Origin of the sequence: Pseudoalteromonas sp. 2CM32C (genome assembly GCF_023161925.1) — a bacterium.
Classification (GTDB): domain Bacteria; phylum Pseudomonadota; class Gammaproteobacteria; order Enterobacterales; family Alteromonadaceae; genus Pseudoalteromonas; species Pseudoalteromonas marina.
In genome coordinates this window covers 170,140-185,643 of sequence record NZ_JALNTI010000001.1, presented here as the reverse complement: position 1 = coordinate 185,643, position 15,504 = coordinate 170,140, and the positions used below count along the sequence as shown (strand labels likewise).

The window sequence follows — 15,504 nt, the reverse complement described above, 5'->3', positions numbered from 1 at the left end:
GGTAGTGGAGAATTATTGTGGCGCAATCTAATCAATCAACCGATCTGGCTCTTGCTACTGGTGAAATGGACCAAAGCGATAGCGACGATCAACAAGAACAGAAATCAGGCTACTTAAGTTCGCTAAATGGCGTTGATTTATTGCGCCAAGTAACTTTAGTTATTGCTTTAGGCATTTGTTTAGCGATTGCTATATTTATTATTATTTGGGCACGTCAGCCAGATATGCGCCCACTTGGTAAAATGCAGACAGAAGAGCTTATTGAAACGCTCGACTTTTTAGACGCACAAAAAATTGAATACCAAGTAGATGGAAATGTAGTGCTCGTCCCTGAAACTGAGTATCAAAATATTAAACTTTTAATGACTCGTGAAGGGCTAGAGCAAGGCCCTACATCGGGTTCAGATATTATCATGCAAGACATGGGGTTTGGTGTAAGTCAGCGTTTAGAGCGTGAACGCTTAAAGCATGGCCGTGAACAACAGTTAGCGCGCACAATTGAAGAGCTTAATAATATTACGCGTGCACGTGTATTGCTTGCCATTCCAAAAGAAAATGTATTTGCGCGCAGAGAGAAAAAGCCTTCAGCAACTGTTGTGCTTACGCTTAAGCGTGGGCGTTCGCTAGATAGCGAAGAGGTCGACTCTGTGGTTGATATGGTTGCATCAGCTGTACAAGGTTTAGAGCCGGCTCGTGTAACGGTTACGGATCAAAATGGTCGTTTATTAAATTCAGGCTCGCAAACATCGCTTGCTGCACGTTCACGCAAAGAGTACGACATAGAGCGTAAGCGTGAACAAGAATATCTTGAAAAAATAGACAGTATTTTAATACCTGTAGTAGGGCTTGCAAACTACACTGCACAAGTTGATTTAAGTATGGACTTTAGTGCTGTTGAGGAGACGCAAAAACGCTACAACCCAGATTTACCAGCAGTAAGAAGCGAAACCACATTCGAAGAAAATAATATAGGTGGTTTAGCAGTAGGTATACCAGGTGCTCTGACGAATCAGCCTCCAGTAAACTCTAATATTCCTGAAGTTGCGGGACAAGGTGGCGCAGGTAGTGCAACTTCACCATCAAGAACGCATAAAGAAGCGACGCGTAACTATGAGTTAGATACAACTATCTCACATAAGCGTCAGCAAACAGGTGTGATACGTAGAATAAGCGTGTCGGTAGCCGTTGACTACATTCCGAAAGTAGGTGAAAACGGTGAAACCACAATGACACCGCGCTCAGTGGAAGAATTGTCAAATATTCGTCGTTTATTACAAGGTGGCGTTGGTTTTGACATGCAGCGTGGTGATGCACTTGAAGTGGTAACGGTTCCGTTTGTTCGCGAAGCAACTGATTTTGATATTAGCGTGCCGCTTTGGGAGCAGGATTGGTTTATGAAAATAATCCGCTTGGTACTGGGCGCATTAGTTATTATTGTACTCATAATGGCGGTAGTTAAACCGATGCTTAAACGTTTAATTTACCCAGACGATACACTTGAAGAATATGACGAAGATGCGTTAAGTGCAGGCGTAGACATTGGCGATAGCACGTTGGATATGCTAAACAAAGACTTTGATTCTGCTTCAATTGGTTTCTCAAGCGATGGTACACTGCAGTTACCAGATTTACATGGCGACGAAGACTTACTCAAAGCAATTCGTGCCCTTGTAGCAAATGAACCAGAACTATCATCACAAGTAGTGAAAGCGTGGTTAACAGAAGATGACTGATCAAGATCAAGAACAAAAACAACTTCCAGCAGCGTTTGATGTTGATAAGCTAGACGGTGTAGATAAAGCCGCTATTTTATTACTTAGCTTATCAGAGGAAGATGCAGCGCAAATACTTAAGCACTTGGAGCCTAAACAAGTTCAAAAAGTTGGGATGGCAATGGCTGCGTTAGACGACCTGTCACAGGCTAAAATAAGTGCGGTTCACAACTTATTTATTGAGCAAATTCAAAGCTTCAGTACTATAGGGTTTCAGTCAGAAGACTTTATTAAAAAGGCGCTTACTGCTGCATTGGGTGAAGATAAAGCGGCCAGCCTTATTGACCAAATTGTTATGGGGTCGGGGGCTAAAGGCCTTGATTCTCTCAAATGGATGGATTCTAAGCAGGTGGCGAATATTATTCGTAATGAACACCCCCAAATACAAACGATTGTATTGTCTTACTTAGAGCCTGAGCAGTCCGCAGAAATTATTGCGCAGTTCCCAGAGAAAGTACGTCTTGACTTAACCATGCGAATTGCCAACCTTGAAGAAGTGCAACCAGCCGCACTACAAGAACTTAACGAAATTATGGAAAAACAATTTGCCGGACAAGCAGGGGCACAAGCTGCGAAAATGGGTGGCTTAAAAGCCGCGGCAGACATTATGAACTACCTAGATACAAACGTAGAAGGGCAGCTAATGGATTCTATTCGTGAACATGACGAAGAGATGTCTCAGCAAATTCAGGATCTTATGTTTGTATTTGAAAACTTAATGGATGTGGATGACCGGGGTATTCAAGCCATTCTACGAGAAGTACAACAAGATGTATTAATGAAAGCAATCAAAGGTGCAGACGACGGTCTGAAAGACAAAATACTGGGTAATATGTCTAAGCGTGCTGCCGATATGCTGGCTGATGATTTAGAAGCAATGGCGCCTGTACGTATTAGCGAAGTTGAAGCTGCCCAAAAAGAAATTCTATCAACGGCACGTCGTTTATCTGATTCGGGTGAAATTCAGTTAGGCGGTGGTGGTGGTGAGGAGTTCTTGTAAGCCATGAGCAAACTCAAAGGGCGTCCACTTCGAGCTGAAGAAGCTGATGAATTATTAAAACATTGGGCGATTCCCGATGTAGCACCTAACGAAAAAAGCTTTGGTAACCGCTCAACAGCCTATGGCACCCCATTGGGCGAGCTTTATAAAAAAGAGCTTGCCGAAGAAATGCCCGCTGATGAACCCGAAGAGCCCGAGCTGCCCAAGCTTACTATAGTTGAGCTTGAACGCATTAGACAAGATGCTTATGAAGAAGGCCTTAAACAAGGTCATGAACAAGGCTACATTGACGGCTTTGAAAAAGGCGTTAGTGAGGGAAAAGAAGCTGGTTATAAAGAAGGGGTAGAGCTCGGTAAAACTCAAGGCCAAGAAGATATAAAACCGATTATTGAAGAGCAACTAATTAGTCTTAAAGGTATTTTAGAAGCACTTAATTCACCGCTAAAAAAAGTGGATGAACAAGCCGAGTTGCAACTTATTCAATTAGCTAGCATGTTGGCTGAAGCAGTTATATACCAAGAAGTACAAACATCGCCAGATGTTATTTTACATACATTAAAACACAGTATTGATTCGTTAAATGCGCAACAAGAAAAAGTCAAAGTGCATCTGAACCCAACCGATCTAGAGGTTATAAAAGATAGCTATGGCGAGCAAACTATAGCAGACAATAACTGGCAATTAGTTCCCGAACCCACGCTTGAAAGAGGTGGATGTGAGGTGAAAACCGCGCAATCTTCTCTCGATATGACTTTAAAAACACGCGTCAAAGAAACGTTGGATAGTTTTTTGCATAATAGTAATATCTAAATATTTTTTAGGCGTACTATGTCTGTGCAAATTGCTTCTTTGAGCGAACGCTTGTCGCAATATCAACAAAGCATTAAGCCCTACACACCTGCAGTAGCGGGTATATTAACGCGTGTTGTTGGCCTTACCTTAGAGGCAAAAGGTCTGCGGGCGCCTGTTGGTAGTCAATGTAAAATTGAAACCATGAATGGTTTTGTTGACGCAGAAATTGTTGGTTTTAACGACCAAACTTTATACTTAATGCCTAATGATCATATTTCCGGCGTACTGCCAGGTGCCCGAGTAATACCCCAAGTAAATAATTTGGGATTACCTGTAGGGATGAGCCTACTAGGGCGTGTGGTTGACGGCTTAGGCCGTCCACTCGACGGACTTGGTAAAATTAACGCAGAACATTATTTAAAGTTTGCTCAAAATACGATTAACCCTTTAGCCAGACGTCCGATCAGCCAGCCAATGGACGTTGGGGTGCGGGCTATTAATTCAGTGATCACCGTAGGGCAAGGTCAGCGTATGGGCTTATTTGCAGGCTCTGGTGTAGGTAAGTCTGTACTGCTAGGAATGATGACTAGGGGCAGCGAAGCCGATGTCATTGTAGTTGGTTTGGTTGGTGAACGTGGTCGTGAGGTCAAAGAGTTTATTGAAGAAATTCTTGGAGAAGAAGGGCGTAAACGTTCTGTTGTTGTTGCAGCACCCGCCGATTCATCGCCATTAATGCGTTTAAAAGGTTGTGAAAGTGCAGTGACCATTGCCGAATATTTTAGAGACCAAGGTTTAAATGTGTTACTGCTACTCGATTCAGTAACTCGCTACGCAATGGCTCAGCGTGAAATTGCTTTAGCAGTTGGAGAACCACCGGCAACAAAAGGATACCCACCATCGGTTTTTGCAAAACTACCAGCCTTAGTTGAACGAGCTGGTAATGGGGGGGAAGGGCAAGGTGCTATAACAGCCTTTTTCACCGTCTTAAGTGAAGGCGATGATATGCAAGACCCAATTGCAGACGCTGCACGCGCCATACTAGACGGCCATATTGTACTTTCTCGTGAGTTAGCCGACAGCGGCCATTATCCAGCAATAGATATCGAAAAATCTATATCACGCGTTATGCCCCAAGTGGTTTCAGAGCCTCATATGCAACAAGCGCGAGTACTTAAACAAGTGTATTCAATGTACCAACAAAATAAAGACATGATCACATTAGGCGCCTATCAAAAGGGCACTGATCCCATGCTCGACCAAGCAATAAATATGATGCCAAGAGTAAACGGGTTTTTACAGCAAGGTATGCGTGATGTAATAAGTTATGACGATGGGCTGCAAGGGCTAGCCCAATTATTAGGTCAAGGGTAATGGCTAAAAACAAATTTGACTTGCTGCTAAAACTTGAAAGCGACAAAGAAGAAAGTTTACGTATGAGTTATTTGCAAGCTAATCAAAACCTGCAAGCAAACCAGCAAAAACTTCAAGGCTTAAATGACTTTAGGCTTGAATACTCTCAACAGTTACATTTAAAAGGTCAATCAGGTTTATCAAGCGCTGGTTTTGGGCAGTATCATGCGTTTATAGCAAAAATTGAAGAGGCTATTCGGCAACAAGCAAGTACTGTAAATACGGCAAAGCAAGTTGTTTCACAGCGAAAAACGTTGTGGTTAAAACAGCAAATAAAGGCTAAAGCGGTGGCTAAATTGATTGAAAATCAAAAAATAAAAGCAGCAGCTGTGGTTGCTAAAAACGAGCAAAAAATGCTGGATGAGTTCACATCTAATCAATTTTTTCAGCGTCGCAAATTTTCTTAAGTTAGGCACGTTTATTGCTTTGTTAATGGGTGGTATTTAATTTTGGGCAATGTGCGGTGACATGTTGCCGTAACCGTATTAGGTGACTTATGGCGATGAATGATATTTCTGTTTCAATTTCGGCTGATAAAGAGTCTTTTTTAGCATTTAAAGACAGTAGCTTAGCCGATTCTGCTGATGAATCAGGTACTGAGTTTTTTACTCAGTTGCAAGACGCCCACACTACATTTGAGCCAACAAAAAAAGAGATTAATAAGCCTGAAACAGATACTTTATCTGCCGCCTCAGCAGATTCCTCATCAGTTACTAATGAAAAATTAAACAGTGATTCTGATGATGAAGACATAGCCCAAATAAATTTGTCTGGAAGCGATATTCTGGAGCAGATCAATTCATCTCAACTAATGAACACTGAGGTTACAAAGCCAAGTGAAAAAGCAAAAGATATAAACCTTGCAGATACATCAACAAATAAAACACAGCTTGTTATTGCTGATTTAAAAGAGAAACTGCCGGTTAAAGGCTATGTTGCTGTGCCAGCAAAAGATTTACCTGTTAAAGATGAAGTAGGTAAAATAATAAGACCACATGCAACACTTACTGATAACAACGAAAGCGGTGTGGCAAGTATAGTAAATGATGTAGATATTAATGACTCGTCAAATTCACAAAGACAAAATAAAACGTCTCTTGCTCAGGCTGTTGAAGCAGAACTAAATATAAAATCGGATAAAGTTAAACACCCTGCACAAGCGCAAAGTATAACTCAGGGCTTTGATACAAAGGATAATGGAGCAGATACTAAAAAAGGCATTTTTACGGATAAAATAACAGCTTCACAAAGTTCAGTACTCTCTGACGTGAGTGTCAATTCTGATCAGACTATTTTAAAAACGGATGTTGATAAAATAGTTACTACTCAAAGCACATTAGAGAATAGCGGTAAAGTTAACGCCAATACTTTAGCTCAAAATACCATAGCTAAAAATACAGTTGCGGAACAAGCAGAAAATACGCTCACAGCAACTTCACCTAACTCAAACATAACTGAAACTGAAAAAGCAGACGCGATAAATACACTCATTGCTAAAGATGAAAATGCATTAATGTTACCCAACTCAAACATAACTGAAACTGAAAAAGCAGACGCGATAAATGCACTCATTGCTAAAGATGTAAATGCATTTAAAACAGATAAAGTATTAGCAAGCCTAACGCCTGAACAGCTAACAAAATTACAGACTGAAATTAAACCAGTGATGCTTGACGCACCTAGCAAAGCTGAAAAATTGACGGTTTTAAAGCAAATGCTTACCCAATTTATAACGGATAATAAACAGCCACAAAGCACTGACGTTAAGTCGTCAGCCAGTGAGCAGTTTAATACGCTTTCAGGGACAGAAAAGCAGGCACTACTGACTCAATTAAATGCCTTTATTAAAGCCGAGCAACCAAAAGGTGAACAGTTAGCGGCTATTAAGCAAGCGATTGGTGAGCTAAAAGTGTTGGTTGCGAAAGATGCGAATCAATCATCAGACACTAAATTTACGATATCGCAAAAAGCTGTAAATGACTCACAAAAATTGCCGCAAACAAATGAATCTCAAATAGACAAAGTGGTTACCTTACCGGTAAAAGGTGAAGAGATAACAAAACCAGTTACTTTTGTAGCTTCACAAACACCAAATACGGTAAACAGACCACAAAAAGTGAGTGTGAAATCAGGCTCTGAAAATAGCGCTGATCCAACTAAATTAGCAGCACAGCCTACTAGTGATGAAGAGCTTACAAAAGCGCTTGAGCAATTGCAAAAAGAGGGGCTAAAAAATACCACGGCTGAGCAGTCACCCGCTAAAGTTATGCAGGTGTTTAACCATATAACTAATGCTTTAAATACAACCCAAACCAGTGCCCAAAGCTATTATGATTCGGTTGATTATGAAATGGGCTTGTTGGATCAACAAGCTATTCAAAATCAGCAGTTACAAAGTACAGCACAGACAAAGCAGGTAAGTATTGATCCTGGTGTGATGCAGGCGATTAATATAGTTAAAAGTGACGCGGCCAAGTTACTACAAGAGCGCGTTAGTTCAATGCTAAGCATTAATAACAAAGAGGCTGAAATTCGTCTTGATCCACCTGAGATGGGCAGCATGCAAATACGAGTTCGTAGCGATGCAGAACAAGCACAAATTAACTTTGTGGTACAAAACCAGCAGGCCAAAGAAGCACTCGAACAATCTATGCCTCGCTTACGCGAAATGTTAGCGCAACAGGGATTGGAACTTGGTGAAAGCACTATTTCATATGGTCAATCAGGTGGTGAAAATGCTGATCAAAATGAATCGGGGGCGGGTGAGCAATTAGCCAAAAATGGAGCAGCAAATAGTGAAAGTGATGAGCCATCAAATAGCCCAGAACAAACTTCTGAGCAACAAACATCATCATCAATAGATTACTATGCCTAACTACTGCTATTATAATAACTAAAACAAGCAAATACCTTTGCGATATAAGGAATCATGATGGCTGAAGAAACAAGTTTAGAAATAGAAGAAGCGCCAAAAAGTAAAAAAAAGCTGATAATTATTATTGCAGCAGTACTGCTCGTTGTAGGTGGTGCTGCGGGGTTCTTTTTAATGTCGGGCTCGGATGAGCCTGTTGAAACATTAGATGAAGAAACGACCCTTTCAGAGGAAGCGCCAGAAGCTTCTGGGTCATCTGCAGAAATAGGCAGTGCGCTTTATGTTGCGATGCCAAGACCTTTTGTTTTTAACGTTCCGGGCTCGAGCCGAGATAGAATTGTACAAATTAAAGTACAACTTTTGGTACGTGGTGAGGTAAACGAAGAAACAGCTAAAAAGCATATTCCGTTAATTGAAGGTAAGTTACTCAGTGTATTTTCAACCACAACTGCTGACGAGCTTAGTACCAGCGCAGGTAAAGAAACACTGCGTTTTTCTGCGCTAGAGACAGTGCAAACTGCCTTAAATGACGTTGAAGGCAGCAAAGTAATTGAGCGGGTATTATTTACCGGCTTTGTAATGCAATAAGGGGTTAGCGTGAGCGACTTATTATCCCAAGACGAAATTGATGCGCTATTGCATGGTGTTGATGACGTTGAAGAGGAAGATATAAACGATGGTGAAGATGGCGGGGGAAGTACGCTTCAGTACGATTTTTCTTCGCAAGATCGAATCGTACGTGGTCGCATGCCGACGCTGGAAATTGTTAATGAGCGTTTTGCTCGCCATATGCGAATTAGCCTATTTAATATGATGCGCCGCACAGCGGAAGTGTCTATTAATGGTGTTCAAATGATAAAGTTTGGTGAGTATGTTCATACATTATTTGTACCGACAAGCTTGAATATGGTGCGTTTCAGACCTTTAAAGGGTACCGGCCTGATCACCATGGAAGCACGGTTAGTATTCATTTTGGTGGATAACTTTTTTGGCGGTGATGGCCGTTACCATGCAAAAATTGAAGGCCGTGAATTTACCCCAACAGAGCGCCGAATTGTGCAAATGTTGCTAAAAATAATATTTGAAGATTATAAAGAGGCATGGGCACCGGTAATGGACGTGTCGTTTGAGTACCTCGATTCAGAGGTAAACCCCGCAATGGCTAATATTGTGAGCCCGACTGAAGTTGTGGTTATTAGCTCTTTTCATATTGAACTCGATGGTGGCGGCGGTGATTTTCATATTGCCTTGCCATATTCAATGCTCGAACCAATAAGGGAACTTTTGGATGCGGGTGTTCAGTCAGATACTGAAGATACCGACTTGCGTTGGAGTAAGGCATTACGAGATGAAATAATGGATGTTGAGGTTGACATGTCAACTCAGCTTTTAGAAGTTGACTTAACACTTCAACAAATAATGGAGCTTAAAGCAGGTGATATTATTCCTGTTGAAATGCCAGAGCATATAACTGTATTTGTAGAAGAGCTACCCACGTTTAGAGCTAAAATGGGCCGCTCTCGTGATAATGTTGCGTTGCAAATTAGCGAAAAAATTAAACGTCCTGATTCAGTTAAATCTGAGCTGCATGTATTTACCAAAGGCGGCAAGAAAATTGACTCAGATGCAGAGTTAGCAGAATTAGAAGAAGATTTACACCTTTCAGACGGTGTAGACTTAGACTGGTAATTGATTAAAAGGTTAAACGTATGAGCGATGATCAAGACACAATGGACGAATGGGCAGCCGCACTTGCTGAGGCTGAAGGTGGTGATGATGCTGGCGAAGCGCAAGTTGCCGAACTTGATGAATTAAGTGATGAAAAAAGCGAAATAACAGGCGAAGAAAAGCGCAAGCTCGATACAATTTTAGACATCCCAGTGACCATATCGATGGAAGTTGGACGCTCAAAAATTAATATTCGTAATTTGCTACAACTTAACCAAGGCTCTGTAGTTGAGCTTGATCGTGTTGCTGGTGAGCCATTAGATGTATTGGTTAATGGTACCTTAATTGCTCACGGTGAAGTGGTCGTGGTAAATGACAAGTTTGGTATTCGTCTAACGGATGTTATCAGCCAAGTAGAGCGGATCAAAAAGTTACGATGAGTGCCTTTTTTGCGCTAACAGCGTCTGTATTTACAAAAACAGAGTCAGTTACGCCTACGGGCGATTTAATTTCTATTGTGCTTTCGCTTATTGTGGTGCTAGTGCTCATTGTTGTTCTGGCTATTTTTGTAAAAAAACTTAATCCTAATTTGGCAAACAGTGATGAATTTAAAGTGGTTCGAAGTCTTCCCTTAGGCTCACGCGAACGCTTAATGGTGGTAGAAATTGATAATGCGCAGCATTTATTAGGCGTCACGCCGCACAGTATTAATTACCTTCATAAATTAGAATCACCACTGAGTGAAAAAGAAATCCCAGAACTTGCTAAGCAATTTAGTAAACTTTTAAACCCCAAATCGAAACAAAATAAAAAGAACTGAACCTATGACTAAGTGGCTGCTAATTATTTTTGCCATTGTGTTTGTTCCAAGCGTAAGCGCTGAAGGTATTGATGCGCTTACTATCACAACAAACGCAGATGGCACACAAGATTACTCGGTGACATTGCAAGTTTTAGCCATTATGACGGCGCTGAGTTTTATACCGGCAGCCATAATCATGATGACGTCTTTTACACGTATCATTGTTGTACTCGCAATTTTACGCCAAGCAATTGGTTTGCAGCAAACGCCCTCTAATCAAGTACTGTTGGGCATGTCTTTATTTTTAAGTATTTTTATCATGGCGCCTATTTATCAAAAGGTTAATGACGTAGCCATAGAGCCTTATTTGAGTGAGCAAGTTACATCGGTACAAGCATTGGAGCTTGCAAAAGAGCCAATGAAAGCATTTATGCTCTCGCAGGTTCGTTTAAAAGACTTAGAAACATTTGCCAAAATAGCAGGCTACGACAAGCTAGAGTCACCTGAAGAAACTCCGCTCATAGTACTTATACCCGCATTTGTAACAAGCGAACTGCAAACCGCGTTCATTATAGGATTCATGTTTTTTATACCTTTTTTAATTGTCGACTTAGTTGTTGCGTCTGTACTCATGGCTATGGGTATGATGATGCTCTCCCCCATGATTGTTTCCTTACCCTTTAAAATAATGCTGTTTGTACTTGTTGATGGCTGGAGCTTGGTGATGGGAACCCTCGCCAAAAGCTTTGGTTTAGGCACGTAGTATGTTTTTTTTGAATGGTACTAAAAGATAGGATTACAGCATGGAACCAGAAATTTTTGTTGATATTCTTAGCGATGCACTGTTTTTAGTTATTAAATTAGTATCGGCTATTGTTGTTCCAGGTTTAATTATTGGCCTAGTGGTGGCGGTGTTTCAAGCGGCTACGTCTATCAATGAACAAACGTTGAGTTTTTTACCGCGTTTGCTAATTACTATAAGTGCATTAATTGTTGGTGGTCACTGGTTTACACAAGAACTTATGGACTTTTTTACCCGGTTGGTGTTGCTCATTCCCGAAATTGCAGGTTAGCAAGTGGAGTACCCGTTTTCAGTTGTCATTCAATGGTTAAGCGACTTTTTACTACCTTTGGTACGTATTAGTTCTATGATTATGATAATGGCGGGATTAGGCGCTAAAAATGTGCCAACACGTATAAAGCTGGGTTTATCAGTGGTCGTGACTCTGTTGGTTGTGCCTGTTCTTCCTCCAGCTACATTTACTAACTTGTTTTCGTTTGAAATGATTTTAGTGGTCATACAGCAAATGCTTATTGGAATAGCGATTGGCTTTGCTTCTACCTTGTTACTCAATACCTTCGTTTTGGCAGGGCAGATACTTGCTATGCAAACCGGTTTAGGTTTTGCCTCTGTCATTGACCCCTCAAATGGGGCCAGCGTTCCGGCTGTTGGTCAGTTTTTTCTTATTTTAGCAACACTATTATTTTTTGTATTCAATGGCCATTTAATGATGATACAGATGGTTGTACATAGTTTTGAAGTACTGCCAATTGATGGTAATTGGTGGTCAGTAGATCATTACTGGGATATTGTAACGTGGGGCGGTTGGATGTTTACAACAGCTTTAGTGCTCTCACTTGCACCATTGACGGCAATGCTAGTTATTAATATTTCATTTGGTATTATGACCCGTGCGGCGCCTCAGTTAAATATTTTTGCTATTGGTTTTCCATTCACCCTTGTTGCAGGGCTTGTCATTATTTGGGCAACACTGGGCAACTTCATCCTGCAATTTGAATTTCAGTGGCTTAAAATGATCGAACTAATGTGTACCTTAGTTGGTTGTTCACCTTAGGAGTGTGTTATGGCTGAAGATTCAGGTCAAGAAAAAACAGAAGAACCCACAGGGAAAAAAATAGAAGAGTCTAAAAAGAAAGGGCAGGTTGCTCGTTCAAAAGAATTAGGCACTATGTTTGTTCTTATATTTTCAGCTATTTCATTGTTAATGTACGGCCCTGAAATTGGTAAGGGGTTATACAATATTATGGGCAGAATGCTCAGCCTTAATCGAAATGAAACCTACGACACCACTAAAATGTTTGCGGTTTGGTCCAGTGTTGCCGACGCGCTTATTTTTCCTATGGCTATGTTTGTATTCATTATTTTATTTGCGGGCATTATAGGTAATACTTTACTAGGTGGCTTTAATTTTAGTTGGCAAGCAGCCGCTCCTAAAGCAAGTAAAATGTCTCCATTTAAAGGCTTTAAACGCATGTTTGGCCCTCAAGCTGCGGTAGAGCTTACTAAAGCTATTTTAAAGTTTTTAGTGGTCGCAAGTTTTGCCTTTTTTTTGATTAATACTTTTTTTGACGAAATATTACACTTAAGTATTGAGTCTGCACCTAATAATATTATCCATGCGCTCGAAATCCTCTCGTGGATGTTTTTAGCATTGTCGTGCACATTGGTAATTATTGCAGCAATCGATGCCCCGTATCAAAGTCATACTCACCATAAGCAGTTAAAAATGACACTGCAAGAAGTAAAAGATGAGTACAAAAACTCTGAAGGTGACCCTCAAATAAAAGCGCGTATTAGGCAAACTCAGAGACAAATGTCTCAAAAAAGAATGATGCAAGACGTGCCCGATGCCGATGTAGTTGTTACCAACCCAACGCATTATTCTGTTGCTCTTAAATACGACACTGAGCGAGCAGGAGCACCTATAGTGCTTGCTAAAGGCGTGGATGAACTGGCTATGCAAATTCGAAAAGTGGCAAACGGTAATGACGTACCCATTGTTGAGTCGCCAATGCTTACTCGAGCGCTTTATCATACCGCAGAAGTGGGAGAACAAATTCCTGATCAACTGTTTACTGCCGTTGCACAGGTGCTAGCTTATGTTTTTCAGCTAAAACGCTTCAATAAAGGTCGCGGAAAACGCCCGACTAAGCTTAATAAAAAGCTCCCCATTCCTGATGCCTACAGGTATTAATATTACCCCTTTATTAACTTGGAATAGTTATTGCTAATTCTACGTAGTGTCAATTTTTTGAAATTGTAGAATTATGAGTTTTAAAGCGGTATTACAACAACTTAATGCAGATAAAAAAGAATATGCAAAGGGCGTAGGTACGCCTTTGCTTGTGCTTGCAGCTTTGGGAATGGTCATTTTACCGTTACCGCCATTTTTACTTGATATCCTTTTTTCATTCAATATTGCGTTAGCGTTGGTGGTTCTACTCGTCACCGTTTACACCATGAAACCCGTTGAGTTTGGTATGTTTCCGGCCGTGTTGCTTATCGCCACAATTATGCGTTTAGCACTCAACGTAGCCAGTACACGTGTTGTACTTTTAGAGGGACATAATGGTGGAGATGCTGCGGGGAAGGTAATAGAAGCCTTTGGCTCTGTTGTGATTGGCGGTAATTATGCTGTTGGTTTAGTGGTGTTTTTAATTTTGATTATTATTAACTTTGTAGTAATCACAAAAGGTGCCGGGCGTATTTCTGAGGTATCTGCACGTTTTACACTTGATGCAATGCCTGGTAAGCAAATGGCAATTGATGCTGATTTAAACGCAGGGTTTATTAGTGCCGAGCAAGCGCGCGATCGCCGAGAAGAAGTAACCCGCGAGGCCGATTTTTATGGTTCAATGGATGGTGCAAGTAAGTTTGTAAAAGGTGATGCTATTGCGGGTATCGTCATTTTAATTATTAACATTGTTGGTGGTCTATTTGTTGGCATGATCCAGCATGACTTAAGCTTTGGCCAAGCTATGGAAGTTTACACACTCCTTACGATTGGTGATGGCTTAGTGGCTCAGCTCCCCTCATTACTACTATCAATTGGTACCGCAATTGTAGTAACACGCCAAAACGAGTCTCTCAATATGGGCGACCAGTTTAAGAAACAACTTGGCAACGAAAAATCTTTATTTATAGCATCTGGCATATTAATTACCATGGGCTTAGTGCCTGGCATGCCTCATTTAGCATTTTTAAGCCTAGGTGCATTATTAGGTTATTTAGCTTATTACACTCAACAAAGTAAATTAAAAGTGGCTGCAGCAGAAGCCGAGGCTGCTGCAAATGGAACTGCTGGTACGGGTGTTGCCAACAAGCAAGAGCAAAAAGAACTAGGCTGGGACGACGTTCAGCAAGTAGATGTAATTGGCTTAGAAGTGGGTTATAGATTAATTCCTTTGGTTGACCAGTCTCAAGGCGGAGAGCTACTAAATCGTATTAAGGGAGTACGTAAAAAGCTTTCTCAAGAGCTGGGTTTTTTAGTTCCACCCGTACATATTCGCGATAACTTAGAGCTTGATCCTAATGCATACAGAATTACGCTTATGGGGGTATCTACCGGTGAAGGTGAACTCAAGCATGGTGATGAGTTGGCAATAAATCCAGGTCAAGTATTTGGGCCAATTAAAGGGGTCGAAACTAAAGACCCTGCTTTTGGGCTTGATGCGGTATGGATAAAACCAGATCAAAAAGACGAAGCGCAATCGCTAGGCTATACCGTGGTAGATTCAGCTACAGTTGTGGCTACACACATTAGCCAGTTGCTTACTAACAGCGCAGCACTGCTTTTAGGTCACGAGGAAGTACAGAACTTATTAGATATGTTAGGTAAAAGCCACCCTCGCTTAGTTGAAGGTTTAGTCCCTGACGTATTACCGTTAACTGTGATTGTAAAAGTACTACAAAATCTACTTAATGAAGGCGTTGCAATTCGTGATATGCGCTCAATTGTACAAACCCTTGTTGAGTATGGGCCACGTAGTCAAGACCCTGATGTGCTAACGGCTGCAGTACGTATTTCATTACGTCGATTAATCGTTCAAGACGCTGTAGGCATGTCTTCAGAAATCCCTGTCATAACCTTGGCGCCTGAGTTGGAACAGATGTTGCATCAGTCACTGCAAAATGCAGGCGACGAAGGTGCCGGTATAGAACCAGGACTTGCAGAGCGACTTCAAGTGTCACTAAATGAAGCGCATCAAAATCAAGAAATGTCCGGTGAACCTTCAATATTGCTAACGTCGGGAATGTTACGCACTGTGTTATCTCGTTTTGTTAAGTACACCATCCCGGGTTTAAGGGTGATGTCTTATCAAGAGGTACCAGATGAAAGACAGATCAAGATAGTCAGCTCTGTTGGCCAACAATAAGATTTTAAAG

General features: G+C 41.1%; 15 protein-coding genes. All 15 read left to right on the top strand.

The window, feature by feature from the left end:
* Positions 1-17: 17 nt before the first annotated feature.
* The 15 genes from fliF (at position 18) to flhA (ending at position 15,494) form a co-directional block, all read left to right on the top strand.
* Positions 18-1,733 (top strand): flagellar basal-body MS-ring/collar protein FliF, encoded by a 1,716-nt coding sequence (gene fliF / locus MTF67_RS00875; RefSeq protein WP_008132632.1) that lies wholly within the window; start codon positions 18-20, stop codon positions 1,731-1,733.
* Positions 1,726-2,772, top strand: a complete 1,047-nt coding sequence (gene fliG, locus MTF67_RS00870; protein WP_006792737.1) for a flagellar motor switch protein FliG — start codon at positions 1,726-1,728, stop codon at positions 2,770-2,772. The genes fliF and fliG overlap by 8 nt, the downstream gene beginning before the upstream one ends.
* Before the next feature lie 3 nt (positions 2,773-2,775).
* Positions 2,776-3,582 carry a flagellar assembly protein FliH gene (gene fliH, locus MTF67_RS00865; protein WP_248518471.1) on the top strand — a complete coding sequence of 269 codons (807 nt, stop codon included), beginning with the start codon at positions 2,776-2,778 and terminating at the stop codon, positions 3,580-3,582.
* Between the two features lie 18 nt (positions 3,583-3,600).
* The gene (gene fliI, locus MTF67_RS00860) at positions 3,601-4,935 is read left to right on the top strand and encodes a flagellar protein export ATPase FliI (protein WP_248518470.1); all 1,335 of its coding nucleotides are present in this window, start codon (positions 3,601-3,603) and stop codon (positions 4,933-4,935) included.
* Positions 4,935-5,381: a flagellar export protein FliJ gene (gene fliJ, locus MTF67_RS00855; protein ID WP_248518469.1), complete on the top strand. Its 447-nt coding sequence runs from the start codon at positions 4,935-4,937 to the stop codon at positions 5,379-5,381. The genes fliI and fliJ overlap by 1 nt, the downstream gene beginning before the upstream one ends.
* 89 nt (positions 5,382-5,470) lie before the next feature.
* Positions 5,471-7,849, top strand: a complete 2,379-nt coding sequence (locus tag MTF67_RS00850) for a flagellar hook-length control protein FliK (RefSeq protein ID WP_248518468.1) — start codon at positions 5,471-5,473, stop codon at positions 7,847-7,849.
* A gap of 57 nt (positions 7,850-7,906) precedes the next feature.
* Positions 7,907-8,434, top strand: a complete 528-nt coding sequence (gene fliL, locus MTF67_RS00845; RefSeq protein WP_006792742.1) for a flagellar basal body-associated protein FliL — start codon at positions 7,907-7,909, stop codon at positions 8,432-8,434.
* A 9-nt stretch (positions 8,435-8,443) separates the two neighbouring features.
* Positions 8,444-9,535, top strand: coding sequence for a flagellar motor switch protein FliM (fliM, locus tag MTF67_RS00840; RefSeq protein WP_010555915.1), 1,092 nt, complete (start codon positions 8,444-8,446; stop codon positions 9,533-9,535).
* A 20-nt stretch (positions 9,536-9,555) separates the two neighbouring features.
* The gene (fliN, locus tag MTF67_RS00835; RefSeq protein ID WP_006792745.1) at positions 9,556-9,954 is read left to right on the top strand and encodes a flagellar motor switch protein FliN; all 399 of its coding nucleotides are present in this window, start codon (positions 9,556-9,558) and stop codon (positions 9,952-9,954) included.
* A complete protein-coding gene (gene fliO / locus MTF67_RS00830) occupies positions 9,951-10,334 on the top strand; it encodes a flagellar biosynthetic protein FliO (protein WP_248518467.1) in 384 nt (127 codons plus the stop codon). The genes fliN and fliO overlap by 4 nt, the downstream gene beginning before the upstream one ends.
* A gap of 4 nt (positions 10,335-10,338) precedes the next feature.
* Positions 10,339-11,079 carry a flagellar type III secretion system pore protein FliP gene (fliP, locus tag MTF67_RS00825; RefSeq protein WP_010555917.1) on the top strand — a complete coding sequence of 247 codons (741 nt, stop codon included), beginning with the start codon at positions 10,339-10,341 and terminating at the stop codon, positions 11,077-11,079.
* Between the two features lie 40 nt (positions 11,080-11,119).
* Positions 11,120-11,389, top strand: coding sequence for a flagellar biosynthetic protein FliQ (locus tag MTF67_RS00820; protein WP_006792748.1), 270 nt, complete (start codon positions 11,120-11,122; stop codon positions 11,387-11,389).
* A 3-nt stretch (positions 11,390-11,392) separates the two neighbouring features.
* Complete coding sequence (gene fliR / locus MTF67_RS00815) at positions 11,393-12,172, top strand: flagellar biosynthetic protein FliR (protein WP_006792749.1); 780 nt, start codon at positions 11,393-11,395, stop codon at positions 12,170-12,172.
* Between the two features lie 9 nt (positions 12,173-12,181).
* Positions 12,182-13,312, top strand: coding sequence for a flagellar biosynthesis protein FlhB (gene flhB / locus MTF67_RS00810; RefSeq protein ID WP_010555918.1), 1,131 nt, complete (start codon positions 12,182-12,184; stop codon positions 13,310-13,312).
* Between the two features lie 73 nt (positions 13,313-13,385).
* Positions 13,386-15,494 (top strand): flagellar biosynthesis protein FlhA, encoded by a 2,109-nt coding sequence (flhA, locus tag MTF67_RS00805; RefSeq protein ID WP_006792751.1) that lies wholly within the window; start codon positions 13,386-13,388, stop codon positions 15,492-15,494.
* Positions 15,495-15,504: the final 10 nt, after the last annotated feature.